22 protein-coding genes, 2 rRNA genes and 1 riboswitch are annotated in these 26,564 nt (G+C 66.9%); of the genes, 12 read left to right on the top strand and 12 right to left on the bottom strand.

Going from position 1 to position 26,564, the window contains the following annotated elements:
* Positions 1 to 111: 111 nt before the first annotated feature.
* Entirely contained in the window at positions 112 to 1,380 is a 1,269-nt protein-coding gene (locus HWW87_RS34800) for an FAD-binding oxidoreductase (RefSeq protein WP_175824062.1), read from the top strand.
* Between the two features lie 126 nt (positions 1,381 to 1,506).
* Positions 1,507 to 2,181 carry a TetR family transcriptional regulator gene (locus HWW87_RS34795; RefSeq protein ID WP_089437020.1) on the top strand — a complete coding sequence of 225 codons (675 nt, stop codon included), beginning with the start codon at positions 1,507 to 1,509 and terminating at the stop codon, positions 2,179 to 2,181.
* Between the two features lie 67 nt (positions 2,182 to 2,248).
* Here HWW87_RS34795 and HWW87_RS34790 read toward each other — a convergent pair whose 3' ends face one another.
* Positions 2,249 to 4,030, bottom strand: a complete 1,782-nt coding sequence (locus HWW87_RS34790; RefSeq protein WP_175824061.1) for a phospholipase D-like domain-containing protein — start codon at positions 4,028 to 4,030, stop codon at positions 2,249 to 2,251.
* Positions 4,031 to 4,135: 105 nt separating this feature from the next.
* Positions 4,136 to 4,894, bottom strand: a complete 759-nt coding sequence (locus HWW87_RS34785; RefSeq protein WP_174434129.1) for a DeoR/GlpR family DNA-binding transcription regulator — start codon at positions 4,892 to 4,894, stop codon at positions 4,136 to 4,138.
* A 218-nt stretch (positions 4,895 to 5,112) separates the two neighbouring features.
* Here HWW87_RS34785 and HWW87_RS34780 point away from each other — a divergent pair, with 218 nt between their 5' ends.
* From HWW87_RS34780 to nadE, 3 genes are all read left to right on the top strand, one after another.
* Positions 5,113 to 5,298 (top strand): hypothetical protein, encoded by a 186-nt coding sequence (locus HWW87_RS34780; protein ID WP_175824060.1) that lies wholly within the window; start codon positions 5,113 to 5,115, stop codon positions 5,296 to 5,298.
* A 202-nt stretch (positions 5,299 to 5,500) separates the two neighbouring features.
* Positions 5,501 to 6,370 carry a DMT family transporter gene (locus HWW87_RS34775; protein WP_175824059.1) on the top strand — a complete coding sequence of 290 codons (870 nt, stop codon included), beginning with the start codon at positions 5,501 to 5,503 and terminating at the stop codon, positions 6,368 to 6,370.
* A 254-nt stretch (positions 6,371 to 6,624) separates the two neighbouring features.
* On the top strand, positions 6,625 to 7,473 hold the full coding sequence (gene nadE, locus HWW87_RS34770) for an ammonia-dependent NAD(+) synthetase (protein WP_175824058.1): 849 nt from the start codon (positions 6,625 to 6,627) through the stop codon (positions 7,471 to 7,473).
* A 76-nt stretch (positions 7,474 to 7,549) separates the two neighbouring features.
* Here nadE and HWW87_RS34765 read toward each other — a convergent pair whose 3' ends face one another.
* From HWW87_RS34765 to HWW87_RS34755, 3 genes are all read right to left on the bottom strand, one after another.
* Positions 7,550 to 9,226, bottom strand: coding sequence for a peptidase S1 (locus HWW87_RS34765; protein WP_175824057.1), 1,677 nt, complete (start codon positions 9,224 to 9,226; stop codon positions 7,550 to 7,552).
* A 73-nt stretch (positions 9,227 to 9,299) separates the two neighbouring features.
* The gene (locus HWW87_RS34760) at positions 9,300 to 10,889 is read right to left on the bottom strand and encodes a S53 family peptidase (RefSeq protein WP_175824056.1); all 1,590 of its coding nucleotides are present in this window, start codon (positions 10,887 to 10,889) and stop codon (positions 9,300 to 9,302) included.
* A gap of 274 nt (positions 10,890 to 11,163) precedes the next feature.
* The gene (locus HWW87_RS34755; RefSeq protein WP_174387141.1) at positions 11,164 to 11,793 is read right to left on the bottom strand and encodes a LysE family translocator; all 630 of its coding nucleotides are present in this window, start codon (positions 11,791 to 11,793) and stop codon (positions 11,164 to 11,166) included.
* Positions 11,794 to 11,927: 134 nt separating this feature from the next.
* On the opposite strand from HWW87_RS34755, the gene HWW87_RS34750 reads away from it, so the two are divergent.
* Positions 11,928 to 12,392 carry an Lrp/AsnC family transcriptional regulator gene (locus HWW87_RS34750; RefSeq protein WP_006488501.1) on the top strand — a complete coding sequence of 155 codons (465 nt, stop codon included), beginning with the start codon at positions 11,928 to 11,930 and terminating at the stop codon, positions 12,390 to 12,392.
* Positions 12,393 to 12,455: 63 nt separating this feature from the next.
* Here HWW87_RS34750 and HWW87_RS34745 read toward each other — a convergent pair whose 3' ends face one another.
* Positions 12,456 to 13,367: a LysR family transcriptional regulator gene (locus tag HWW87_RS34745; RefSeq protein ID WP_174434548.1), complete on the bottom strand. Its 912-nt coding sequence runs from the start codon at positions 13,365 to 13,367 to the stop codon at positions 12,456 to 12,458.
* A 140-nt stretch (positions 13,368 to 13,507) separates the two neighbouring features.
* Between HWW87_RS34745 and speB the strand changes: the two genes are divergently transcribed.
* Both speB and HWW87_RS34735 read left to right on the top strand, forming a co-directional pair.
* Complete coding sequence (gene speB, locus HWW87_RS34740) at positions 13,508 to 14,464, top strand: agmatinase (RefSeq protein WP_174387144.1); 957 nt, start codon at positions 13,508 to 13,510, stop codon at positions 14,462 to 14,464.
* A 55-nt stretch (positions 14,465 to 14,519) separates the two neighbouring features.
* On the top strand, positions 14,520 to 15,845 hold the full coding sequence (locus HWW87_RS34735) for an MFS transporter (protein WP_175824055.1): 1,326 nt from the start codon (positions 14,520 to 14,522) through the stop codon (positions 15,843 to 15,845).
* Between the two features lie 119 nt (positions 15,846 to 15,964).
* Here the strand turns inward: HWW87_RS34735 and metE are convergent, their stop codons facing one another.
* Positions 15,965 to 18,259: a 5-methyltetrahydropteroyltriglutamate--homocysteine S-methyltransferase gene (gene metE, locus HWW87_RS34730; protein ID WP_175824054.1), complete on the bottom strand. Its 2,295-nt coding sequence runs from the start codon at positions 18,257 to 18,259 to the stop codon at positions 15,965 to 15,967.
* Positions 18,260 to 18,386: 127 nt separating this feature from the next.
* Here metE and HWW87_RS34725 point away from each other — a divergent pair, with 127 nt between their 5' ends.
* Positions 18,387 to 19,295, top strand: a complete 909-nt coding sequence (locus HWW87_RS34725) for a LysR family transcriptional regulator (protein WP_175824053.1) — start codon at positions 18,387 to 18,389, stop codon at positions 19,293 to 19,295.
* Between the two features lie 22 nt (positions 19,296 to 19,317).
* Here the strand turns inward: HWW87_RS34725 and HWW87_RS34720 are convergent, their stop codons facing one another.
* A complete protein-coding gene (locus HWW87_RS34720) occupies positions 19,318 to 20,040 on the bottom strand; it encodes a CbtA family protein (protein ID WP_175824052.1) in 723 nt (240 codons plus the stop codon).
* Between the two features lie 13 nt (positions 20,041 to 20,053).
* On the bottom strand, positions 20,054 to 20,263 hold the full coding sequence (locus HWW87_RS34715) for a CbtB-domain containing protein (protein WP_034175140.1): 210 nt from the start codon (positions 20,261 to 20,263) through the stop codon (positions 20,054 to 20,056).
* A gap of 32 nt (positions 20,264 to 20,295) precedes the next feature.
* A riboswitch (cobalamin riboswitch) is annotated at positions 20,296 to 20,439 on the bottom strand.
* A 46-nt stretch (positions 20,440 to 20,485) separates the two neighbouring features.
* Here HWW87_RS34715 and HWW87_RS34710 point away from each other — a divergent pair.
* The 3 genes from HWW87_RS34710 (at position 20,486) to HWW87_RS34700 (ending at position 23,997) form a co-directional block, all read left to right on the top strand.
* A complete protein-coding gene (locus tag HWW87_RS34710) occupies positions 20,486 to 21,076 on the top strand; it encodes a histidine phosphatase family protein (RefSeq protein ID WP_175824051.1) in 591 nt (196 codons plus the stop codon).
* A gap of 165 nt (positions 21,077 to 21,241) precedes the next feature.
* Entirely contained in the window at positions 21,242 to 22,834 is a 1,593-nt protein-coding gene (locus HWW87_RS34705; protein ID WP_175824050.1) for an inorganic phosphate transporter, read from the top strand.
* Positions 22,835 to 23,235: 401 nt separating this feature from the next.
* Positions 23,236 to 23,997 (top strand): 2OG-Fe(II) oxygenase, encoded by a 762-nt coding sequence (locus HWW87_RS34700; protein WP_175824049.1) that lies wholly within the window; start codon positions 23,236 to 23,238, stop codon positions 23,995 to 23,997.
* A 257-nt stretch (positions 23,998 to 24,254) separates the two neighbouring features.
* Here HWW87_RS34700 and HWW87_RS34695 read toward each other — a convergent pair whose 3' ends face one another.
* From HWW87_RS34695 to HWW87_RS34685, 3 genes are all read right to left on the bottom strand, one after another.
* The gene (locus HWW87_RS34695; RefSeq protein WP_175824048.1) at positions 24,255 to 25,679 is read right to left on the bottom strand and encodes a DHA2 family efflux MFS transporter permease subunit; all 1,425 of its coding nucleotides are present in this window, start codon (positions 25,677 to 25,679) and stop codon (positions 24,255 to 24,257) included.
* Positions 25,680 to 26,243: 564 nt separating this feature from the next.
* Positions 26,244 to 26,356 (bottom strand): 5S ribosomal RNA (rrf, locus tag HWW87_RS34690).
* Between the two features lie 128 nt (positions 26,357 to 26,484).
* Positions 26,485 to 26,564 (bottom strand): 23S ribosomal RNA (locus HWW87_RS34685); the annotation flags it as partial.

The following is a 26,564-nucleotide window of genomic DNA, read 5'->3' as shown; positions in this document are numbered from 1 at the left end:
CCCGATCACGGCGGCCGCTGCGCTGAAAACCCCATTCGACGCGGCGCGCGCGTTCAGGCAAGATCGACGCGCGCCGTCCGTTTTATCGCCGTCACGAATCACCGAAAACGCATGCAGAACTTCTACGAAGCCACCGTTACCCGCCAGCCCTACCCGCAACTGACCGGCACGATCGATACCCAGGTCTGCATCGTCGGCGGCGGCCTCGCCGGACTGTGCACGGCGCTCGGCCTCGTCGAGCGCGGCGTGCACGACGTGGTCGTGCTCGACAGCGAACGGGTCGGCTTCGGCGCGTCCGGCCGCAACGGCGGCTTCGTATTCGGCGGCTACAGCCTCGACAACGCCGACCTGCTGCGCACGCTCGGCCGCGACGAAGGGCGCCGGCTGTACCGGCTCACCGTCGACGCGGTCGACCTGATCCGCGCGCGCATCGCCCGCTACGGGATCGACTGCGACATCGTCGACCAGGGCGTGATGCTCGCGAACTGGTTCGACGATCCGTCGCGGCTCGACAGTGTGCGCACGCTGATGAAAAACGAACTCGGCGTCGACTGGGAACCCGTCCCGACCGGCGCGCTGCGCGAGCGGCTGAAGACGCAGCGCTACTACGGCGGCCTGTTCGAGCCGAACGCATTCCATTTCCATCCGCTCAAGTACGTGCTCGGCGTCGCGGCGGCCGCATCGCGCGGCGGCGCACGCGTGTACGAGCGCTCGGCGGCGCTCGGCATCGCGCGCGACGGCGCCGGCTACGTCGTGCGCACGGCGCAGGGCGCGGTGCGCGCGAAGGACGTCGTGTTCGCCGGCGGCGGCTACGCGCGCGGCGTGTCGCCGCGCATCGAGCGCGCGGTGCTGCCGATCGCGACCTACGTGATCGCGACCGAGCCGCTCGGCACGCGCCTGCCCGACGCGATCGACGCGCCGTACGCGATCTACGACACGCGTTTCGCATTCGACTACTACCGTCCGCTGAAGGACACGCGGATCCTGTGGGGCGGCCGGATCTCCGTGCTCGACCGCGGCCCCGACGCGATCGCGCGCCTGCTGCGGCGCGACCTGCTGCGCGTGTATCCGCAACTGGAAGGCGTGAAGGTCGATTACGCGTGGGGCGGCCTGATGAGCTACGCGCGGCACAAGATGCCGCAGATCGGCCGCGACGCGGACGGCGTATGGCATGCGATCGCATTCGGCGGCCACGGGATGGCGCCGACCACGGTGGCCGGCGAGGCGCTCGCCGCCGCGCTGGCCGAAGGCCGGCCGGTGCCGGACGGCTTCGCCGCGTTCGGGCTCACGCGCACGTTCGGGCTGGCCGGCCTCGCCGCCGCGCAGCTCACGTATACGGCGTACCAGGCCCGCGACGCGCTCGCATCCTGCCGCCGCTGAGCGCCCGCGACGGCCGAAACGATCGCGCCGACGGCCTTGCCGATTAGAGCGGAAGGTCGGCCGGGCGGGCATTTCCCACATGCTAGAATGCCTTTTCCAAGCCGCCGCGAACCACAACAAAGTCACATGAAAGCAGGAAGCAAGGCCGCCACGTCCGACCCCCGCGCGCTTGCGTCCGATGCGCGGCGTAAATATGATCCCGAGCAAACCAAGCGCAACATCCTCGATGTCGCCACGCAGGAATTCTCCGCGATGGGCCTCGCCGGTGCGCGCGTCGACGCGATCGCCGAGCGCACGAACACGACGAAGCGGATGCTCTACTACTACTTCGAAAGCAAGGAAGGCCTGTACGAGGCCGTGCTGGAGAAGGTGTACGGCGACATCCGCGCGCTCGAGCAGGAACTGCACGTCGGCGACATGGAGCCGCGCGAAGGCATGCGCCGCCTCGTCGAATTCACGTTCGACTATCACGACAAGCATCGCGATTTCGTCCGCCTCGTGTCGATCGAGAACATCCACGGCGCGAAATATCTCGAACAGCTCAAGTCGTTCAAGAACCGCAACGTCAGCATCATCAAGACGCTCGAGGAACTGGTCGAGCGCGGTGCGGCCAGCGGCGCGTTCCGCAAGGACATCGACGCGTTCGACCTGCATCTGCTGATCAGCTCGTTCTGCTTCCATCGCGTGTCGAACCGCTACACGTTCGGCGCCGCATTCGGCCGCGATCCGTCGGCGCCGCGCCTGCGCGCGCGGCATCGCGACACGATCGCCGACGCGGTGCTGCGCTACGTCGCCGCGTAAGCGGCGCCGGCAGCCAGCAGCCGCCAGCCGGGGCGCGACACGTCCGCGCCCCGCATACTTCAACGCATCAGTCCGTCGGCGCGGTCGACGCCAGCGCGATCCGCGCCTTCTGTTCCGGGCTGCCCGCCACGTAATACTTCTTCGCCCAGCCCGAATCGGGCGCGAGCGCGAGCCGCGCATGCGCGCCCGTGCCGCGCTGCTTCGCATGGATCGCCAATGCGCGTGCGCGGTAGTGCTCGTAAAGCCGCAGGAATTCCGCGAGATAGATCGCCGCGATCCGCTTGTCGCGGATCTCGAGCAGGTTCTCGTCGTTGTACTGCTCGGAATTGCGGCTCATGTTCGCCGAGCCCGTATAGACGACCGGATTCGCGCCTTCCGCATCGATCACGATGAACTTGTGATGGATCACGACGGGCGGAAAGGCCGGCGCCGGTTCGCCCGGGAAGAGCCGCAGCTCCGGCTCGAAACCCTGCGGCACGGTGGCCGGCGAAAAATACGACGCGTCGATCACGTCGTGGTTGTCGCGGCTGCGGTGGTACAGCTCGAGGTTCGCGAGCGTCGCCGCATCGAGCGTCTGGCCGCCCTGCTGCGCGGCATCGGCCTTCGTCGCACTGCCGGCGTTGATCTTGTTCACGAGGCCGAACATCATCAGCCCGCGGTCGCCGGCCGCGAAGCACGCATCGCGCAGCGCCGCGTCGGTCGGCATGAACAGGCAGAACGACACCGAATGCTTCGCGGCCGCGATCGCGGCGACGATCGTGTCGATCTCGGTGCGCTGCCCCGACGGCTCCGGCGAGTATGCGACGCGCACCTGCGCGCTGCCGATCGTCATCGGCGCCGACCAGCCCGGCGACAGCCGGGCGGTCTCCGCAATCGACGGGTTCCCGGCCAGCGCGTGGGCGCGCTCGTTGTACAGCGCGGCGAGCGCGGGCGAGTCGAACGCATGCAGCACGTTGGCCTGCTCGGTCAGCCCTTCGGTCGTGAAGTTCGCGGAACCGGTCAGCACGCGCGCGGGCGCCGGGTTGGACGGCGCATCGGTCACGATGAACTTGTCGTGCATGATGTGCGTCTTGTCGCGCGGCGCGAGCGTCGCGAGGCCCTGCAGCGCATCGACGGCCGGCTGGTTCGGCGACGGCAGCGGCGGCTTGCCCTTGCGCGCCGTCGTGTGCGCGTCGTAGACGATCGCGAGCGACGCTTCGCCGTGCCGGCGGCCGAACGCCTCGAACGCGGGCAGCGCCCACAGCGTGTCGGTCAGGTGATAGACGGCCGACACCGCGCGCGACGCAGGATCGAGCATTTCCGCGAACACCTGCTCCATGTCGTTCGCGAGCCACGTGCGCAGTTTCAGCGCCTGGGCGGCGCTCGGCGCCGCATCCGGCGCGAGGCCGAGCGCCGCGACCTGCTTCGCGAACGCCTGCGAGCTGACCACCGCGCGGTTGAACCACGTGCCGATGCCGTCCTCGATGTGCGCGGGCAGCACGACGTCGCAAGTGCCGGCTTCCGCGTCGAGCACCTGCAGGTTCGCCGGCGTGCCGACGACCGGATAGACGTCGTAGCGGAACGACGCATCGCGGTCCTGCGGATCGATGCGCGCGTCCCACCACATGAATTTCTGGATCGGCGCCTGATCGGTCGGCGCATCGCCCTGCGTGTCGGCGGCCGGGCCGTCGAACGTCAGGCGGTTGGGCAGCCAGCTATCCGGCGCACGCGTCTTGCCGTCGGCCGACCAGAAGCCCGGCGTGCGCCGGATCGCGAAGCCGAGGAAATCGGACCGCGACGCCGCATCGGGCCAGTCGAAAGCCAGCAGGACCAGGGTGGGGGAAAGATAGCTGCGCACGCTGACGGTCATTCGTTGCTCCCTGGCCTGACGGCCGGTCGAGGTGAATGGGTCAGTCTTGACGGCGGTTCTTCCCGCGTGATGACGGTTCGATGAACCTTGTATGTCGGACCCGCGTCAGTCGCACACGAGCAGTTCGATCCCGCGCGCCGTCAGCGCGCGGCGCACGGCCTTGTCGGGCGCGCGTTCGGTCACCAGATAGCGGGCGGCGGCCGCGCCGTTGATCCGCACCGGCGTCACGCGGCCGAATTTGGAATGGTCGGCAACGATGATCGCCATGCCCGCCGCCGCGATCATCCGGCTGCGCACTTCGGCCGCGAGCCGAGAGTAGTCGGTGCACTCGCCGTCGGGCGTGATGCCGCCGGCGCCGACGAACGCGAAATCGACGTGGTATTGCGCGAGCTGGTGGATCGTGTCGAGCCCGAAGGTGGCGTCCTCGTCGTCGGACAGCTCGCCGCCGAGCAGCGTCACGCGGTTGCCGTTGCGCCGCGCGAGCACGAACGCGGTGCGCCAGTCGTTCGTGTAGATCGACAGCCGGTGCCGGTCGGCGAGCGCCAGCGCGACCGCATGCGGCGTGCTGCCCGAATCGATCAGCACCGATGCGTCGTCGGGCACGAATTCGGCCGCGCGCCGCCCGATCGTGCGCTTCGCGTCGGCGTTCGCGGCTTCGCGCTCGGACAGGCTCGGCTCGCGGCGATCCGCGGCCAGCGCGCCGCCGTGCGTCATCACGAGCAGGCCGCGCGCGGCCAGCGCGTTCAGGTCGCGCCGCACGGTTTCGCGCGACACGTCGAGCGAACGCACGAGTTCCGCGACCGACAGCGCGCCCGACCGTCCGAGCTCCGACAGGATGTATTGATGACGTTGTTCCGCCAGCATCGCGTGTGCGCCCGAGGCGACTGGTAATGGGTAAGCCGGCCATTGTATTACGGACGTTTGACGACCATTTGACCGCGCCGGGAAACGCGGCCGGGCGGCGGCCGGGCGCGTTTCCCGAAAGCGAAATTCAGTATTGTCTGGCGCGCGCGAATCCGCGCGGCGCCGGTTGCTACACTTTGCGCTTCGCCGAACGACCGACCGACAAAGGGGCTCGCGCCATGTATCGCAAAGGCAGTGTGATTGAAATCCAGTTTCCGCCGGAACGCCTCAACGACGCCGCCGGCGATCCGTACTGGATCGACCTGACGCTCGACGAAGCGCGCCGGCTCTACGAACAGCTCGCCGCGCGCTTCGCGACCGAAGCGAGCGCCAACCAGCCGCTCGACACGTTCTCGATCGACTGATCGTCGCTGCTGCGCGCCCATCCGCGCAGCGCCGTGCCGCGGGCGCTCGTCCCCGCCGCACCGCACATCCAGCGCGCGATGACCGCCGGCACGATCACGCGCCGCGTGGCACGAGTGCAGGATTCGACAAGACGCCGGCGCCGCTTCGGCCGATACTGGCCGACTTCCCGGTTCTGTCCGGCCGCCTCGCGGCCCGTCACGCATGCTTACCTCGATCGTCGCCGCCGCTTTCGTCGCGCTCTGGTCCACCGGCTTCATCGTTGCGCGGGCAATCAAGCCCTACGCCGATCCGAACCTGTTCCTGCTCGCGCGTTTCGCGGGCACGGCCGCGCTGTTCGGCGTGGTGGCGCTCGTCGCGCGCGCGCCGTGGCCGGCCCGCCGCGAATGGCCGCGCCACCTGATCGCCGGCGCGCTGCTGCAAGGCGTCTATCTCGGCGCGAGCTACTGGGCCGTCGCGCAAGGGTTGAATGCGGGCGTGATGGCGCTGCTCGGCGCGCTGCAGCCGCTTGCCACCGCCGTGCTCGCGGTCCCGCTGTTCAACGAACGCCTGCCCGCGCGCGGCTGGCTCGGGATGGCGCTCGGGCTGGCCGGTGTCGCGCTCGTGCTCGCGCCGAAGGTCACGGGCGGCGTCGCGCCGCCGCCGGGCGCGGCGCCTGCGTGGCTCGTCGTCACCGTGTCGGTGCTGGCGGTCGGGTCGATCACCGCCGGTTCGCTGTACCAGAAAGGCAAGCTCGCGCAGAGCGACCTGCGCACGGCGGTCGCCGTGCAGAACTTCGGCGCGGCGATCGTCGCGGCCGTCTTCGTCGTGCTGCTCCACGAATCCCGCTGGATCGGCGCGCCGGCGCTGTGGGTGTCGCTCGTGTGGGGCGTGGTGTTCCTGTCCGGCGGTGCGGTCACGATGCTGATGTGGATGCTGCGGCGTGGCAATGCGGCACGCGCGACGTCGCTGCTGTTTCTCGCGCCGCCACTGGCTGCGCTGCAGGGTTACGGGCTGTTCGGCGAAACGCTCGCGACGATCCAGCTCGCCGGCTTCGCGCTCGCGCTGGTGGGCGTCGTGCTCGCGCGGCGCTGACGGGGCGAACACGCATGCGGGATCGAGCGGCCACGCCAACGCCCGTCATCGGGCCGCCATCCCCACTCGTCGAAGCCGCGCGCACGGCCGCCCTTCGCGCGGCACTCCGCACCCGCCCGGCGCACCGTGCACCACGGCGATGCGCCGCGTCTCGTCGAAGCAACGCGAAACGCCGGAAACGCAGGCCCGGCGCGGCGGCACGCCGCGATTGCGCTTATGATGTGCGCCTTGCATTTCGTTCCGGAACTTCCTTCATGACATCCGCCGATTACGCCAGCCGCCAACGCGCGATCATTGCCGAACTGAACGTCGCCCCGCACTTCGATGCCGAGGCCGAGATTGCCCGCCGCGTCGATTTCCTCGCGCAATACCTTCGTTCGACCGGCCTGCGGACCTACGTGCTCGGCATCAGCGGCGGCGTCGATTCGTCGACGGCCGGGCGGCTCGCGCAGTTGTCGGTCGAACAGCTGCGCGCCGGCGGCTACGATGCGCGCTTCATCGCGATGCGCTTGCCGAACGGCGTGCAGAACGACGAAGACGATGCACAGCGCGCGCTCGCGTTCGTGCGCGCGGACGAGGTGATGACGGTCGACGTGAAGCCGGCCGCCGATGCGATGCTCCGTTCGCTGGTCGCGTCCGGCCACGCGTTCGAAACCCCGGCGCAGCAGGATTTCGTGCACGGCAACATCAAGGCGCGCGAGCGCATGATCGCGCAGTACGCGGTGGCCGGCGCGCGGCGCGGCATCGTGATCGGCACCGATCACGCGGCCGAATCGCTGATGGGTTTCTTCACGAAGTTCGGCGACGGCGGCGCGGACATCCTGCCGCTCGCGGGCCTGAGCAAGCGTCGTGTGCGCGCGGTCGCGCGCGCGCTCGGCGGCGAGGAGCTGATCGTGATGAAGGTGCCGACGGCCGACCTCGAGGAACTGCGCCCGCTGCGCCCCGACGAGCACGCGTATGGCGTGACCTACGACGAGATCGACGATTTCCTCGAAGGCAAGCCGGTCGCCGACCGCGTCTACGAAACGGTGCTGCGCTTCTACGACGGTTCGCGCCACAAGCGCGCGCTGCCGTACACGATGTTCGACTGGCCGGCCGCGTAAGCCGGCCCCCGGGCGGCCGAAACACGCGCCGCGCGAACCGTGACGGTTGCGCGCGGCGCGTGCGCGACGGGCAACGCTACGCGTGCCCGCCCGTCTTCTTCGCCTGCAGCGCACGAATCCGCATCCGCGCGCCCGTATCGCTGACCGTCGCGTCGTACATCGTCGCGAGATCGCGCTTGAGCGCGGTGCGCGAGCCGCCGTCGAGATACACCATGTGCCCCGACGGATAGAACCGCGCAGACAGGTTCTGCCGCACCTTCTGGTCCTCCAGCGGCATCTGCTGCAGATCGATCACGGTCTGGTAGAACGGCGTGACGAAATCGTAGAGGCCGTTCGCCGACAGCACCTTCAGGTCGACGTTCAGCGCCATCACCGCGGCGAGATCGCCCGCCGTATAAAGAATCACGTTCCCCTTCGCATCGATGCCCTGCTGCGCGCCGGTCGGGTCGATATGGCTGAAGTCCCAGTTCTGGAACGCCTGGTCGTTCAGGTCCGTGAACGCGGAGTTCGACGTGAACTTCAGCTGCTCGTTCAGGTAGCTGTTCCACATCGCGGTGTAGACGCCCGTCACGGCCGTCATCGTCGGATCGTTGCCGCCCGAGTTCGGGTCGATCTTGCCGGCGATGCCGGTCGAGATCGCCGTCACGCGGCCGTCGTACGAACCGAGCGCCAGCCCTTGCGCGTGCAGCAGCGTCGTCAGGAACAGCGAATTGCCGCGCGCGTTATAGCCCGCGATATCGAGCCCCCATGACTGCAGCGTGGCCGTGTCGATGCCGGTGTAGTCCGACAGCTTCTGCACGGCGGCCGGGTCGGCATGCGGCACGTTGCGCAGCGCGCTCAGGTAGTCGGTGCGCGCGAACTGCGCGACTTCCTCGACGAACGCGCCGAGATCGGTCGGCGCCGGCTTGATGCCGAGCTTTTTGTGATACCACGCGTCGGCCGCGGCGGTCGGCAGCGTGCCGACCGGGTTGCCGGCCTGCCGGTAATCGAGGATCGACGATTGCAACGTGACGCCGTTCAGGTCGACGCCATCCTCGTGCAGCTTGTACGCGAGCACGCAGCTGCGCGCGGTGCCGTACGATTCGCCGAACAGGTATTTCGGCGAATTCCAGCGGTTGTTCTTCGTCAGGTAGCGCTTGATGAACTGCTTCAGCGAATTCGCATCCTGGTCGACGCCCCAGAAATCGCGGTTCTTGTTCGGCGCGACGGCCGCCGAATAGCCGGTGCCGACCGGGTTGATGAACACCAGGTCGCTGTGGTCGATCATGCTGTCCGGGTTGTCTTCGATCTGGTACGGCGCGGGCGGCGTGAAACCCGGCATCGACGTCTTGATGCGCTTCGGCGCGAACGAGCCGAGCAGCACGAACACCGACGACGAACCGGGCCCGCCGTTATAGAAAAACGTCACGGGCCGCGTTTCCTCCTTCGCGCCGTCGGCCGTGAACGCGACGTAGAAGATCTTCGCGGCCGGCTGCGAACTGCTCGGATCGACGGTCACGAGATGGCCGACCGTCGCCGTGTACGCAATCCGCTTCCCGTCGATCAGGATCGTGTGATGCGTGATCGCGGCCGCCTCGGTCGTGTCGGTCACCGAGTCGTCGGGGCCGTTGCCGTACGCAACCGGATCGAAGAACGGCTGGTCGCGGCCGCGGCTCAGCGCGACCGGGTTGATGGTCGGCGGCACGCCATGCGAATTGTGGTCGCCGTGATGCAGCGGATACACGCCGCCGGAAGATGCGGAATCGATGCCCATCGTGCTGCTCCTGGAGGTGAAAAAAGACGCGGGCAGACCACCCGCGTCGAACGGAAAGGCGTGCGCCGGTGCGTCAGCTCGACGGCTTGCGCGCGAGGATCGTGGCGAGCTGCGCGCCGTTCGGGCTGCCGAGGCCCGTGCACGCGTCCCAGCCCGACGCGGCCGCATACGTGCCGTTCGATCCTTTCGTGATGTCGCGCAGCGCGCCCGGATGCTTGTACAGCACCGGATTGAGCCAGCCGGCCGACGCGCCGGCCGCCGCATTGATCCGCGCGATCAGCGCGGCCCACAGCGGGGCGACCGCGCTCGTGCCGCCCATCACCGCTGGAGTGCCCGCGACCGACACCTCGTAGCCCGTCTGCGGCGACGCGTCGCCGGCCACGTCCGGCACGCCGCGCTTCGCGAGCGGCGTGCTGCTGCCGTCGGCATGCGTGACGGCGAGCCCCTGCTGCCACGCCGGCAGGTCGAACATCGTGCTGACGCCGCCGCCGCCCGCACCGCCGCCCGACGCCTCGTCGTTCCACGTGACTTCGCTGCGAATGCCCTGCCCGGGCAGCGCGTCGAGCTGCGTGCCGCCGCAGCCGAGCACGTACGGGCTCGACGCGGGGAAATCGACGTGATCGGCGCCATCCTGCAGCCCGTCGCCCGAGCCGCTGTCGCCCGACGCCGCGCAGACGGTGATGCCCTGCGCGGCGGCCGCCTGCAGCACGCGGTTGAACGCGTGTGCCGACTGCGCCTGCCAGATCGCTTCCGGGCCGCCCCAACTGATCGAGATCACGGAAGGCTGGTTGGTCTTGTCGGTGACGGCCGCGTTGACGGCCTGGATGAAGCCCGCGTCGCTGTTCGGCGCGAAGTACACCGCGATCTTCGCGGCCGGTGCGATCGCGCCGGCGATCTCGATGTCGAGCGCGACTTCGCCGTCCGGGCCGTTCGGCTCGCCGGTCGGCGCATTGCGGCCGGTGCCGACGTTCACGTCGACGAGCGTCGGCGGCGTCGTGATCCCGAGCCCGCGGAAATACTGCTGGATGTCGGCCGCGCGATAGCCGCCGCCGAGCTCGACGATCGCGATGCATTGCCCGGCGCCGTCGCCGGCAGGGAAACCGTATAGCGAAGCGAGCTGCGGCGGCGTAAACGTCACGGCCGTAGCGCCGCGCGCCGGCCTGAACGGCGGGCGTATCCGAAAGTGCGGCCGCGCCTGCGGGCGGCTGTCGAGGCCGAGCACGGCCGTCACCGCATCGCCGATATCGTCGGGCAACACGATCGGGCCCGAGCGGCCGCGATACTGGCCGATCGACCGATGCTCGAAACGCTCGAGCTTCACGCTGAAGGCGGTTTCGAACTGCCGGATCGTGCCGGACAGCACGACGACGCTTTCGACCGGGTCGACGCGATCGACCGTCAGTTGATGACGATGCGCGAAGTCCTCGGTCTTGCGGATATCGTCGGGATTGGCGGAGAAACGCTGCGCGAATGCGTCGCGCGAGACCGGTTTTGCGCGGGCGTCGCCGGTGGCGAGCTGGTGAACCAATGCGTCGAGTTGCCCTTCTTCCTGCCGCCGCAACATGATCGTGACGTGGATGCGTTCTGCCGGATCGCACTGGCCGAGACACTTGGACTCGGCAATGATGCGGGGTTCACGGTCGGCTTGAAGATGCCTTGCCATGTTCAGACCCTCCTTGGTACCGCGTTGCACGGAACAGCCAGGAAATCGGACATAGCCTGCGGAAGACGGTTCCGTTCGGTCAGTCGATTCGCGACGGCGCGTTTGCGACGGCGCGAAGTTAGAGGAAGTTTAGAACAGTCAGATGATTTGCGCGCACGCCCTTCTGCGGCAAGGCGTACACGAAGGCCGGCATTGCGCGCGGCCAGTATCGATTCGCGCATGGCCCGCCCGCGCGGGTCGATCGCTCCGCGCGGCGGCCATGTCGGGGCGACGCTCAGTCCATCGACAACCGCAGTGCGAAACCGATCAGCGCTGCGGAAAAGGTCCAGCGCTGCACCGTCTGCGCGAGCGGATGCGCGCGCATCCACGCCGCGATGCGCGACGCGCCGAACACGCACGCCAGGTCGAAGCACACGCCGGCCGCGACGAGCATCGCGCCGAGTTCGAACATTTGCCACACGACGGGCCCGGCCTCGGGCCGCACGAACTGCGGCAGCAGCACCGAGCAGAACAGCAGCGCCTTCGGGTTCAGCAGGTTCGTCAGCAGCCCCTTCACGAACGACTGCCGCAGTTCGCCCGCGGCGGCGGCGGCCGCATCGCCATTGCCGAGCGCAAACACGGGCGAGCGGAACACCTGGATCGCGACGTACGCGAGATAGAGCGCGCCGCCGTAGCGGATCACCTCGTACAGCCACGGCGCGCTGCGGATCAGCGCCGCGACACCGCAGGCGGACAGCGTCACGTGCGCGGTGCGCGACAGCGACAGGCCGGCCGCCGCCGCCATCCCCGGCCGCACGCCGCGGCCGATGCCGGTCTGCAGCAGGAGCGCCATGTCGGGCCCCGGCACCGCATAAATGGCCGCCAGCGCGGCAAGATAAATCAACAGCAAATGCGTGGAAATCATGGTCTGCCCCCGTCCTCCAATGACGATATGTTGCCGTTGAAGGAGGAGGGATTATTGGCCATCTGTGGCTCAGGAATGGCGATTCGTGGGGGAATCCGCCACAATCACGAGATCACGAAAAGGATTCCGCCAATATGATCGACCTCGACAAGACCGACCGCGCGATCCTCGCTGCGGTGCAACGCGACGGCCGCCTGCCGATCGCGCGGCTCGCCGAATCCGTCGGCCTGTCCGAGACGCCTTGCGCGCGGCGCCTGAAACGTCTCGAAAACGACGGCTACATCGAGCGCTACCGCGCGCAGCTGTCGCGCCAGGCGCTCGGCTTCGGCGTGGTTGCGTTCGTGCTCGTACGTTTCGCGACGCACGACCGCAAGGTTGCCGACCGGTTCGAACGGGAGGTGCTCGGCATCGAGCGGATCCTGGCCTGCCACAACGTCGCGGGCACGGCCGACTACCTGCTGCAGGTGGTCGCGCGCGACCTCGACGACTACGGCACGTTCCTGCGCGACTCGCTGCGGATGCTGCCCGGCGTGACGTCGATCGAATCGGCGCTGTCGCTGCGCGAGGTGAAGCACGACGCGGGGTTGCCGGTGCCGTGATGCACGCCGGAGCGGCAAGCCGTCCGGGCGCAACGCTTGTTCACATTTCCGGCAGCGCCGGCGTCACGCAACGTCGGGCGCCTCGTGCGCGCGCTCGAGATCCTCGAGAAACGCCTCCACGAGCGGATTCCCTCGGCCGTTGCGCGCGACGACCATGTGGAACGTCACGTCGTAGCGCAGCTGTTCCGGATTGAGCGGCGCGAGCAGCCCCTGCGCGACGTACGGCGCCGCGAAATGCTGCGGCAGGTAGCCGAGATGATGGCCGGACAGGATCAGCAGCGCGACGGCTTCCATGTTGTCGGCGGTCGCGGTCACGCGGTCGGGCGTCGTCGACAGCTGCGCCTCGGGCAGCGGATACGAGCGCCACGCCCATTCGAAGCCCGCGACGTCGGCCGGCGTCAGCGTGCCCGCGCCGTCGAACAGCGGATGGCCGCGGCCGCAATACGCGACCTGGCGCTCGATGAACAGCGGCGTGTAGTGCAGCGACGGCACGCGATGCCAGAAATAGCCGACCGCGATCTGGATCTCGTCGCTCAGCAGCTTCTCCTCGAGATCCCCGGGCGCGCGCACCGAAATCGAGAAACGCACGGCCTCGTCGCGGGTACGGAACGCGGCGATCGCCTCGGCGATCCGCGCATTCTGGCTGACCGGCGTATGGCCGATCAGGCCGATGTTCAGCGTGCCGACCAACTGGCGATCCATGTGCCGCGCGGCCATCCCGAATTCGTCGAGCGCCGCCAGCAGCTTGCGGCTCATCGCGTGGAACCGCTCGCCCTTCGGCGTGAGCCGGAAGCCGCTGCGGCCGCGTTCGCAGAGCCGGTAGCCGAGCCGCGTCTCGAGCGACGACAGCTGCGCGCTGATCGTCGACTGGCCGACGTTCAGCACCGCCTGCGCGGCCGACACGCCGCCCGCATCCGTGACCGCGAGAAACACGCGGATCAACCGCAGATCGAGGGTCGACAGATTCCCCAGCACGTTCATCCCCTTCCATACATCGACGATGATCGATGTTTACGTCGATATCTTCGCATTCTTCTTTCCCGACGGAGCGCGTAAAACTGTGCGCCAGACCGCGTCGCATGATACGGCAACCCCACTCCGGAAGAGACGACCCCATGAACGACCACACCCATTTCCAGCCGCTTGGCGGCAATGAAATGCCGCGCTGCGGCGGCATCGCGACGATGATGCGCCTGCCGCACGTGGCCACCGCCGAAGGCCTCGACGCGTGTTTCGTCGGCGTGCCGTTCGATCTCGGCACGTCCAACCGCACCGGCGCGCGCTTCGGCCCGCGCCAGATCCGCACCGAATCCGTGCTGCTGCGCCCGTACAACATGGCCACGCGCGCTGCGCCGTTCGATTCACTGCAGATCGCCGACATCGGCGACGTTGCGATCAATCCGTACAACCTGCACGATTCGATCGCCCGCATCGAGGCCGCGTACGACGCGATTCTCGAGCACGACTGCAAGCCGATCACGCTCGGCGGCGACCATACGATCGCGCTGCCGATCCTGCGCGCGATCCACCGCAAACACGGCAAGGTTGCATTGATCCACGTCGATGCACACGCCGACGTGAACGACACGATGATGGGCGAAAAGATCGCGCACGGCACGCCGTTCCGCCGCGCGGTCGAGGAAGGCCTGCTGCACGGCGACAAGGTCACGCAGATCGGCCTGCGCGGCACCGGCTACGCGGCCGAGGATTTCGACTGGTGCCGCGAGCAGGGCTTCCGCGTGGTCCAGGCCGAGGAATGCTGGAACAAGTCGCTCGCGCCGCTGATGGAAGAAGTGCGCGCGCGCGTCGGCGACACGCCCGTCTACATCAGCTTCGACATCGACGGCATCGATCCGGCCTACGCGCCGGGCACCGGCACGCCGGAAATCGCGGGCCTCACGGTGCCGCAGGCGCTCGAGATCATCCGCGGCGCGAAGGGGCTGAACATCGTCGGCTGCGATCTCGTCGAAGTCGCACCGCCGTACGACCCGTTCGGCACCACGGCGCTGCTCGGCGCGAACCTCGCGTACGAGCTGCTGTGCGTGCTGCCGGGCGTCGCGTACCGCGACTGATCCCGGCGCCGCCACTATTCCAAAATCAGAGGATTCCAGAGGAGCACACATCAAGATGGGGACTTCCGTCAAGCAACCGAAGCGGGCGGCGCTCGCTTCGTTCGTCGGCACCACGATCGAGTGGTACGACTTCTATAGTTACGCGACCGCCGCCGCCATCGTGTTCGGGCCGCTGTTCTTCCCCGGCGAAAACCGCTTCGTCAGCCTGCTCGCATCGTTCGGCTCGTTCGCCGTCGGCTTCTTCGCGCGGCCGCTCGGCGGCGTGATGTTCGGCTATCTCGGCGACCGCTTCGGCCGCAAGCGTTCGCTGCTCGCGACGCTGATGTTGATGGCCGTGTCGACGGTCGCGATCGGCCTGCTGCCCACCCATGCGCAAGCCGGCGTGATCGCACCGATCCTGCTCGTGCTGATGCGCGTGCTGCAAGGCATCGCGGTCGGCGGCGAATGGGGCGGCGCGGTGCTGCTGGCCGGCGAGCATGCGCCCGAAGGCAAGCGCACGTTCTTCGCGTCGTTCGCGCAGCTCGGCAGCGCGAGCGGCCTGATCCTGTCGATGCTCGCGTTCGGCGCGATCAGCACGCTGTCGAAGGACGACATGATGAGCTGGGGCTGGCGCGTGCCGTTCCTCGCGAGTTCAGTGCTCCTGATCGTCGGCTTCGTGATCCGTGCGAGTGTGTCGGAATCACCCGAGTTCGAGGAAGTGAAGAAGAGCGGCAACATCGCGCAAAAGCCGCTGCGCGAAGCGCTCAAGTACTGGCCGCTGCTGCTGCTCGCGATCGGTGCGAACGTGTACGGTATCGCCGGCGTGTATTTCAGCAACATCTTCATGATCAGCTACGCGACCCAGTTCCTGTCGCTCGACCGGTCGATGGTGCTGCATTGCATGACGATCGTCGCGGTGCTGCAGTTCGTCGTGCAGCTCGCGGCCGCGTTCCTCGCGCAGCGCTTCGGCACCACGCGCGTGCTGCTGATCACCGGCGCCTGGGCGATGATCGTCCCGTTCGTGATGCTGCCGCTCGTGCATCTGGGCACGCCGGTGTCGATCACGGTCGGCGTCGGCCTCGCGACGCTCGCGGAATCGGGCTACTACTCGGTCGTCGCGGGCTTCGTCAGCGGCATCTTCGTCGCGCGGATCCGCTATACGGCGATCTCGATCGCTTATCAGGTGTGCGGTGCGCTCGCCGGCGGTCTCACGCCGCTCGTCGCGACGCTGATCGCGCAGAACACGGCCCCGCAATGGTGGCCGCTCGCGATCCAGTACACGAGCGCCGCCGTGCTGTCGTCGCTGTGCGTGTGGCTGATCTCGCGCCGCGTCAGCATCGACGATGCAGGCGCGCCCGGCAAGACGAACGACGCGCTGCCGCGCGGCGCACGCACCGCGTAACGCCAGGCGCGTAGCGAAAATGCATGCATGACGAAAATCGGCCCGCTCAGCTTCTGCGGGCCGATTTTTTTCGTCGCGATCGTTGATCGCAACGGCGCCGTACAACGCTCGCTGCGTGGTTACCGCACCCGATTGCGCAGCGTCTTCGCGGCGGCGACCATGTTCGTCAGCGCCGGAATCACTTCCGCCCACTGGCGCGTCTTCAGCCCGCAATCCGGGTTCACCCACAGGCGTTCCGCCGGAATCCGCTCGGCCGCCTTCCTCATCAGCCCGACGATGTGATCCTGCGTCGGGATGTTCGGCGAATGGATGTCGTACACGCCCGGCCCGATTTCGTTCGGATACTTGAAGTGGTCGAACGCGTCGAGCAGCTCCATGTCCGAGCGCGACGTCTCGATCGTGATCACGTCCGCATCCATGTCGGCGATCGACGCGATGATGTCGTTGAACTCCGAATAGCACATGTGCGTGTGGATCTGCGTATCGTCCTGCACGCCGTTCGCGGTGATGCGGAACGACTCCACCGCCCACTTCAGGTATTCGCTCCATTGCGCGCGGCGCAGCGGCAGCCCTTCGCGCAGCGCCGCTTCGTCGATCTGGATCACGCGCACGCCGGCCTTCTCGAGATCGAGTACTTCCTCGCGGATCGCCAGCGCAAGCTGGTAGCACGATACCGAGCGCGGCTGGTCGTCACGCACGAACGACCAGTTCAGGATCGTCACGGGGCCGGTGAGCATGCCCTTCATCGGCTTGTCCGTCAGCGACTGCGCATAGGTGATCCACTCGACCGTCATCGCCTTCGGGCGGCTGATGTCGCCGAACAGGATCGGCGGCTTCACGCAGCGCGAACCGTACGACTGCACCCAGCCGAACTGGCTGAATGCGTAGCCGTCGAGTTGTTCGCCGAAGTATTCGACCATGTCGTTGCGCTCGGCTTCGCCATGCACGAGCACGTCGAGTTCGAGCGATTCCTGTTCGCGGACGCTGCGCTCGATCTCGGCCTGCATCGCCGTGCGATAGCCGGCTTCGTCCAGCGCGCCGGCCTTGAACCGGCTGCGCGCCTGGCGGATTTCGGCGGTCTGCGGGAACGAGCCGATCGTCGTCGTCGGGAACGCCGGGAGGTTCAGGCGCGCCGACTGCTTCGACGCACGCTGCGTATAGGGGCTCGCGCGATTGCCGAGCCGCGCGTCGATGCGCGCGATCGCGGCCTTCACCGCCGGGTTGTTCACGCGCGGCGAGCGGCGGCGCGAATCGATCGCGGCGGCATTCGCGGCGAGCGCGTCGGCCACCTTGTCGCGGCCTTCGTTCAGTGCGGTCGCGAGCACCTTCAGCTCGTCGAGCTTCTGCAGCGCGAACGCGAGCCACGAGCGGATTTCGGCATCGAGCTTCTCCTCGCTCGCAAGATCGACCGGCACGTGCAGCAGCGAGCACGACGGCGCGAGCCACAGCCGGTCGCCCAGTTGCTTCGCGAGCGGCTCGAGCCAGTCGAGCGTCGCGTTCAGGTCCGTCTTCCAGATGTTGCGGCCGTTGATCGCACCGACCGACAGCACGCGGTCGGCCGGCAGTTCACGCACCAGCGCGTCGACTTCGTCGCGTGCGTTGATTGCATCGACGTGCAGACCGTCGACCGGCAACGACGCCGCAAGCGTCAGGTTGTCCTGAAGCTGGCCGAAGTACGTGGCAAGCAGCAGCTTGATGCGGCGCGTTTCCAGCGCCGCATACGCGGTGCGGAACGCCTGGCGCCATTCGGCATCGAGCTCGGTGACAAGAATCGGCTCGTCGATCTGCACCCATTCGACGCCCTGCGCGGTCAGCGTATCGAGCAGCGCACCGTACACCGGCAGCAGCTTCGGCAACAGCGCGAGGCGATCGGAATCGTCCTTCGCCTTGCCGAGCCACAGGTACGTGACGGGGCCGAGAATCACCGGCTTCGCGTGCACGCCCTGCGCGTTCGCTTCGGCCAGTTGCTGCAGCAGGCGCGACGGATCGAGCGAGAAGTTCGTGTCCGCATGGAACTCCGGCACGATGTAGTGGTAGTTCGTATCGAACCACTTCGTCATTTCGCCGGCCGCGACCCCGCCGCAGCACGCGGCGTGCTCTTCCGCCGACTGAGCCGAACGGCCGCGCGCGACGCGGAAATAGTTGTCGAGCGCATCGCCGTGAAAATCCTGCACGCGCTTCGGCAGGTTGCCGAGCGTGAAGCTCATGTCGAGCACCTGGTCGTAGAACGCGAAGTCGCCGATCGGCGCGAGATCGAGATCGCGCTGGTCGTGCCAGTGACGCCGGCGCAGCTCGGCGCCGAGCGCCTTCAGTTCGTCGCGCGACGATTCGCCCTTCCAGTAGCGTTCGAGACCGAACTTGAGTTCGCGCTGCGCGCCGATGCGCGGAAAACCGAGGTTGTGTGTCGTGACCATGAAGCTGCCGTCCAGAAGAAATAGTAGATCCGGCAGCCATCATAGGGATTTCAAACCATGAAATAAAATGGCATTATTTCATTCATCCATTAACATTTTTCATGCATTCGCTGCATGAGCACGATCCATGCTGGAACGATTCCATCTCGTCGTCATTCGTGAAGTCGAGCGTCAGGGCTCGCTGACCGCGGCGGCCCATGTGCTGCACCTCACGCAGTCGGCGCTCAGCCATACCGTCAGGAAAATCGAGCAGCAGCTCGGCACGCCGATCTGGGATCGGGAAGGCCGCGGCCTGCGGCTCACGCAGGGCGGGCAGTATCTGCTGAAGCTGGCGAACCGGCTGCTGCCGCAATTCGAACTCGCCGAGGAACGGATGAAGCAGTACGCGAAGGGCGAGCGCGGCACGCTGCGCATCGGGATGGAGTGCCACCCGTGCTACCAGTGGCTGCTGAAGGTCGTGTCACCCTACCTGTCGTGCTGGCCCGACGTCGACGTGGACGTGAAGCAGCGCTTCCAGTTCGGCGGCATCGGCGCGCTGTTCGGTTACGACATCGACGTGCTCGTGACGCCCGATCCGCTGAACAAGCCGGGGCTGCGTTTCGATCCCGTGTTCGACTACGAACAGGTGCTGGTGGTCGCGGATGCGCACCGGTTCGCGCATGTCGACTACGTGAGCCCCGAGCAACTGACCGACGAGATTCTGATCACGTACCCGGTCGAAACCGACCGGCTCGACATCTACAACCAGTTCCTGACGCCGGCCGGCATCGTGCCGAGGCGGCACAAGTCGATCGAGACGACCGACATCATGTTGCAGATGGTCGCGAGCGGGCGCGGCGTGGCCGCGCTGCCGCGGTGGCTCGCCGACGAGTACGCGGACCGGATGCCGGTCGTGCCGGTCAAGCTCGGCAAGCAGGGCATCGCGAAGCAGATCTTCCTCGGCATCCGCGAAGCGGACGCATCGATCGACTATCTGGCCGCATTCGTCGCGCTGGCGCGCGAATCGACGTGGAGCGCGCCGCGCATGCTGCGCTAGGCGCGCCCGGCTGCCCCGCGCGTCAGGCGGCGCGCATGCCCGCGCGTTCGCCGCGCTCGACCCACGCGCCGAACAGCAGGCCGATCGTCGTCCACATGATCACCTGCATGCCGATGGCCGCCACGCGGAACTTCCACAGCAAGGCCGCCGGGAAATCGGCCGGCAGCTCGCTGACCGACGGCAGCCCGACCTGCACGGCCGCGATGATCGCGACGAACACGAGCCCGGCGACGATCGACGCGTTCCACTGGCCGAGCTTCGCCAGCAGATGGCGGCGCACGCCAACCGAGAACACCATCGTCGCGACCGAGATCGCGATCATCAGGAAGAACAGGCCGGTGCGATAGCCGATCGTGTCGGGGTCGCCGACCGACGGCGGATTGGCCGGGTACTTGAGGTTCGGCACGATCACGAGCGCGACGAACGCCGCCAGCGCCAGCCACGCGGCCAGCGGCCGTGCCGGCAGGCGGCTGCCTCGTCCGTACGCATACGCGAAGACCAGCGAGAACAGCCCGCCGAATGCCGCACCGTAGGTCACGACGCCCGTCAGCAGCCCGAGGCCGGCCTGCGTGCGGCGACTGACCAGCTCGGGTTCCGGTGCCTCGCCTTGGGCGGCAGCGTTTTTTTCTTCGAAGGAGATCGCCTGATCGACTTGCGGTTCGCCGACGATTCTCGCGAAACCGAACGTGAGGAGGCCTGCGGCGATGCCTGCGAGCATCCCGCGCATGAGCAGCTTTCCGACCATCGTAGGCTCCGCGTCAGTGGCAGGGAAAGCCGAGCAGATGGCGGCCGTCGTGGACGAATTCGTGGACGACCATGCCCGGCACGAGCGACGTCGCGCCCTGTTCCGCACCGACGAAATAGAGTGCGAGCAGCAGGATCAGGCCGACGAACACGGCCCACGGCAACAGCTCACGGACGGGGATGGGTGCCGGCACGACCGCCGGCTTCAGCACTGCTTCGCTCATGGATGCACCTCAGGGGAATCGCGCCCCGACAAATGATGGATGGGTACGAAGGCAGGTCTGGCTTCCGGGATCATCGATTCCCCGGTTACAGTGGCGCGACCGCGCCGGAATTGCACCGGCTTCCACGCTTCGTATCGGGCGAATTGTACGCGCGAACGTTCGCGTATTGAAGCGATGCCACATGGGCATGCGCGCCCCGCTCCGGATCATCCGACAACCGACATGAACCTGCATGCCTCGCTGCGCCTGATCGCGCACGCATCGACCCGCGCCATGCGCAGCGGCACGTTTCCCGACGACGATCCGCTCGACGCACACGGGCTCGCCGAAGCCGCTGCGCTGCGCGGCCGCTGGACGGGCGTTGCCGGCTCGCTCGTGCTGTGCAGCCCGGCACGTTGCGCAAGGCAGACCGCCGACGCACTCGGACTGCACGCCGACATCGACGACGCGCTGCGCGACATCGATTACGGCAATTGGCGCGGCAAGCGGCTGCACGATCTCGCGCGCAACCTGCCTGACGAACTGGCCGCGTGGATCGGCACGCCGTCCGCGTCGCCGCATCGCGGCGAATCGTTCGACGCCGCCGCGCATCGGGTCGGCGCATGGTTGAGCACGCTGCAGCCCGATCGCGACGTCGTCGCGATCACGCATGCGCCGATCGTCCGCGCGGCCATCGCGCATGTGCGGCGGATGGATCCCGGCGCGGCCATGCGTCTCGACGTGGCACCACTGTCGTGCACGACGTTCGTCGCGTCGCCGGCCGGCTGGACGCTGGCCGCGACGGACGATGACCTGCGCGATACCCACGCGTAAGCCGCTGTCGTGTTCACTATGTGAGCGAACGATGCGCCCCGACGCTTCGCATGCCGCCGCTCGCCTTACATCTCCGTAAGACACACCGTTCGTCATCCCGACTGTCATCAAACTGACTGCTAGCCGCAGCTAGGATCGGACGAGGTTCCCCTACGAGATGTCGTCATGAATCAACCTGCTTCGTCCGCCCCGAACAATCCTGGCTCCATCGCACGCACCAGGCAGATCGGCTATGCCATGTTCCTGCTGGTGCTCGTGCTTGGTGCCGTCTATATCGCCACGCACCTGGTCGACGATCTGTCACCGGTCCGCGAAGGGTCGCTGTTCCCGTACCTGCTGCTCGGCGCCGCCCTGCTGATCGCGCTCGGCTTCGAATTCGTCAACGGCTTCCACGACACCGCGAATGCGGTCGCGACCGTGATCTATACGCACTCGCTGACGCCGAACGTCGCGGTGATCTGGTCGGGCATGTGGAACTTCCTCGGCGTGATGGTCTCGAGCGGTGCCGTCGCGTTCGGCATCCTGCAGTTGCTGCCGGTCGAGCTGATCCTGCAGGTCGGCAGCGGCTCGGGCTTCGCGATGGTGTTCGCGCTGCTGATCGCCGCGATCGTCTGGAACCTCGCGACCTGGTATTTCGGGCTGCCGTCGTCGAGCTCGCATACGCTGATCGGGTCGATCATCGGCGTCGGGCTGATGAACCAGCTGATGCACGGGCCGTCCGGCACGAGCGGCGTCGACTGGGGTCAGGCGCTCGGCGTCGGCAAGTCGCTGCTGCTCTCGCCGATCGTCGGCTTCCTGTGTGCGTCGCTGCTGCTGCTCGCGCTGAAGGCGCTCGTGCGGATTCCGGAGCTGTACAAGGAACCACCGAAGGACCAGCCGCCGCCGTTCTGGATTCGCTGCCTGCTGATCCTCACCTGCACCGGCGTGTCGTTCGCACACGGATCGAACGACGGACAGAAAGGGATGGGCCTCATCATGCTGATCCTGATCGGCACGGTGCCGACCGCGTATGCGCTGAACAAGGCCGTCACGCCCGCCGAATCGCAGACCTTCGTGGCGGTCGCGAACCAGGCGGCTGCGACGTTCGGGAAGTACACGAACGGTGTCGCGCCGTCCGCGAACCCGCGCGCCGATGTCGAACACTACGTGCAGCATCGTGAACTGACGCCCGCCGTGCTGCCGGCCGTCGCGCAGTTGTCCACGTCGCTCGCGACCGCCGTCGGTACGTCGGGCTCGATGGCAGCCGTGCCGCAGCGCGACGTCGACAACGTGCGCAACACGATGTATCTGGTCTCCGAAGCGATTCGCCTGATCGAGAAGTCGGGCCAGCCCGCGTTCGCCGCCGACGACAAGCTCGCGATCGACAACTATCGCAAGCAGCTCGACCACGCGACCAAGTTCATTCCGACGTGGGTGAAGGTCGCCGTCGCGATCGCGCTGGGCCTCGGCACGATGGTCGGCTGGAAGCGGATCGTCGTGACCGTCGGCGAAAAAATCGGCAAGCAGCATTTGACGTACGGACAAGGCGCATCGGCCGAACTCGTCGCGATGCTGACGATCGGCGCCGCCGACATGTACGGGCTGCCCGTGTCGACGACTCACGTGCTGTCGTCGGGCGTCGCGGGCACGATGGCGGCGAACGGCTCCGGACTGCAATGGAGCACGGTGCGCAGCCTCGTCCTCGCGTGGGTGCTGACGCTGCCGGCGTCGATCGCGCTGGCGGCAGGGCTTTACTGGTTGTTCCGGTCGCTGGCCTGATCGTGGACGCGGCGGGTGGCGGGCGATAGCCGGCCATCCGCCGCGGTGGGTTGGATCTGGCGCTTCTCTGCTTCTCTGCTTCTCTGCTTCTCTGCTTCTCTGCTTCTCTGCTTCTCTGCTTCTCTGCTTCTCCGCTTCTCCGCTTCTCCGCTTCTCCGCTTCTCCGCTTCTCCGTCTCTCCGTCTCTCCGCTGCTCCGTCTCTCCGCGGCTCCGTCTCTCCGCTCCGGCACGTCGCCACATTCAGTGTGTCGATGCCGTGCCTGCAACGTTTCCCCGTTTCCTCGTCCGAATTAAAGCGCAAGATCTGGAGCGTACCGGCGCACAAACGCCGCTAGACTGGGTTCGTCAACTTTCATCGTGAATTCGACCGTGCGCGCCCGCACACGGCGCCACACTGCCGATGCCCCGAGGTACGCCCGTGAACATTGCCGATCTGCAACCTGCCGTCGAATCGCTGGACATCGCGCAATGCGTCGACACTCTCGACTGGCCGAGCGTCGATGCCGAGCTCGATCGCTACGGATGCGCGCGCGTGCCGGGCCTGATGTCGGCAAGCGAGTGCGATGCACTTGTGTCGCTCTATCCGCGCGATGCGCTCTATCGTTCACGTGTCGTAATGGCGCGGCACGGCTTTGGCCGCGGCGAGTACAAGTATTTCGCGTATCCACTGCCAGCGGTCATCGCCGAGTTGCGCGCGACGATCTACCCGCATCTCGCACCGATCGCGAATCGCTGGAACCAGGCGCTCGGGATCGACGTTCGTTATCCGAAAGACCATGCGACGTTCCTCGATCGCTGCCACGCGGCAGGACAAACTCGACCGACGCCGCTGATCCTGCAATACGGCGCCGACGACTACAACTGTCTCCACCAGGACCTGTATGGCGAGCACGTGTTTCCGCTGCAGGTCGCGATCCTGCTGTCGGCGCCGGGTCGCGATTTCAGTGGTGGGGAATTCGTGCTGACGGAACAGCGACCACGCATGCAGTCGCGTGCGGAAGTGGTGCCGCTGACGCAAGGTGATGCAGTGATCTTCGCGGTACACGGCCGGCCCGTGCAGGGAACCCGCGGCGTCTATCGCGTCAACCTGCGCCACGGCGTGAGCCGAATCCGAAGCGGCCATCGCCACACGGTCGGCATCATCTTCCATGACGCGCAGTAGCGGGAATCGGGACAACTGCGCTGCTGCCGTGCCGCTTGTCGCGCATCGCATTCATGCTCGTCCCGGAACCACACGTCATCGTTCGAAGAGCGTTCCGACCAAGCATGGCCGGCCAGAAGGTCGCTCGCCCGCGGTGACTGGAAACCGTTTGCGCTGACCGTCAGGCGATTGCGGCCGCAACGAATCAGCGCTTCCGGTGAGCACCGCAAAACATGCGTACTCACCTGTCGCCTCGCCAATACGATTTGCAGTCCGGCCTATCCGCGCGCCACATTGGCCCGCAGCCGATCGCCGGCATCGGAAGCCAGCCGTGCGTAGCCCGGCAACGTCAGCAGCGCGAGCACGCCCGCCGCGACGAACGCCCAGCGGAAATCGTCGAGCACGTAGTGCATGCCGGCCGCATCGCCGCGCCCCAATGCCGCGAGCCGCAATGACAATGCACCGAACGCGATCCCCATCCCGATCGTCATCTGCTGCGCGGCGCTCCACAGCGTGCTGGCCGCGCTCGTCTGCTGAGCCGGGATATCCGCATAGGCCAGCGTCGCAAGCGTCGTGAACTGCATCGACCGCGTGAGCCCGTAGACGAATACGACGAACAGCGTGATCGCCAGCGGCGTCGACGCGGTCAGCCAGCCGCATGCGATCGTGAAGATGCCGGCGATCGTCACGTCAACGAGCGCAACGCGCCGAAAGCCGTAACGGTCGAGGATCCACGACGTGCCCGCCTTCATCCCGAGATTACCGAGCGCGCTCGCGAGCAGCAGCAGCCCTGACTGGAACGGCGACAGCCCGAAGCCGATCTGGAACAGCAGCGGCAGCAGGTACGGGACGGCGTTGATCGCCATCCGCGTGATCGAGCCGGTGATCACCGTCACCGAGAACGTCGGCACCTTCAGCGTCGTGAAATCGAGCAGCGGATGCGCGCAGCGTCGCGCATGCAGCCATGCGGCGATGCCGAACAGCGCGCTTGCGCCCACCAGGACACCCGCGCGCGTGAAGTCGACATCCTGCTGGCCGGCCGCTTCGGTGCCGATCAGCAGGCAGGTCAATGCGCCGCCGGCCAGCACGAAGCCGACCCAGTCGAGCGGCCGTTGCTCGTCGGCCCGCGTATTCCGGACGATCAGCCAGGTACAAACGAGCGCGACAACGCCGAACGGGACGTTCAACAGGAAGATCCATCGCCACGATGCATAGGTCGTGATGAAGCCGCCGATCGGCGGCCCGACGACGGGCGCGACGATGCCCGGCCACGTGATCGTCGCGATCGCACGCATCAGCTTCGCCTTCTCGGTACTCCGCACGACGATCATTCTCCCGACCGGCACCATCATCGCCCCGCCGACACCCTGTAGCAGCCGGGCAGCCGTGAACGACATCACACCTTCGGACAACCCGCACAGCACCGACGCGCCGGTAAAGACGACGATCGCACTCGCGAAGACCGTTCGCGAGCCATAGCGATCCGCGATCCAGCCGCTGATCGGGATGAACACCGCCAGCGCCAGCATGTAGGCCGTCATCCCGAGGCTCAGTGCGTTCGGCCCGACGCCGAACGAGCTCGCCATTTGCGGCAGTGCGGTCGCGATCACGGTCGTGTCGAGATACTCCATGAAGAACGTCGCGGCGACGAGATATGGCAAGAAGTCGGTCGTCCGACTACCTTGGGCAGGGCTGTCAGTCATGAACGATGCAGGAGACGGAGTGCAAAAAGCGCCGACCACCGACGGATGCAGGCAAGCACCGGGGAAGCGGGACGAACGGCGATATTACCCTGAAGGACTTGATCTCCGCTCTGCCGAGCATGTCGCGTGAATGAACTTTATGCGCATAGATTTTTATGATGATTTCGCGCTCCGTTCGCCGAGTGGTGCACGGGACGCGGCGCATCGAAGGGGAAGATGAAGTAGGAGTTTTTCGCCGGCAAGCGGTATTTATCGATCATTGTCGATCAACATCGCTCATCACCGGCCATCACACATCGCCTCTGGATGTGTGGCGTTGGCCGGAACCGATCTGAAGACGGATGGGTACGGTTAGCGGAAAGGAACTGGCGGGAAATGCCGGACGGCACAACCGCAGAGTGCTCGAGAACGGCGGAGCACCGAATTGACGGGCTCGGCGCTGCGATGGATTGCGTCTGCGGGAAGTCAGCGGACGTAGCCTTGGTGACGCTTCGCCGCGTGCTTTTTTGGCGCCGAAATGCAAAAACCCCCGCCTTGTCGGGCGGGGGTTCTTGGCTTGAGGGAGCCTGACGATTACCTACTTTCACACGGGAATCCGCACTATCATCGGCGTAGAGTCGTTTCACGGTCCTGTTCGGGATGGGAAGGGGTGGGACCGACTCGCTATGGTCATCAGGCAAAGGGGGTTGTTGCGTTGCTTCGCAGCGCAACCAATCTTGGAAGAAGCAGTAATTTTGAGTTGTGTGTATCACACACGAGAATCCAACCGTCCGACGCGCTCTGTAGCGCGAAACAGACTTGTTATAGGATCAAGCCTTACGGGCAATTAGTATCAGTTAGCTGAACGCATTACTGCGCTTACACACCTGACCTATCAACGTCCTG

It is taken from the genome of Burkholderia sp. BCC0419 (assembly GCF_902830285.1).
In the GTDB taxonomy this organism is placed as follows: Bacteria; Pseudomonadota; Gammaproteobacteria; order Burkholderiales; family Burkholderiaceae; genus Burkholderia.
Note: the sequence above shows the minus strand (reverse complement) of the source record. Positions and strands in the feature narration are given on the sequence as shown.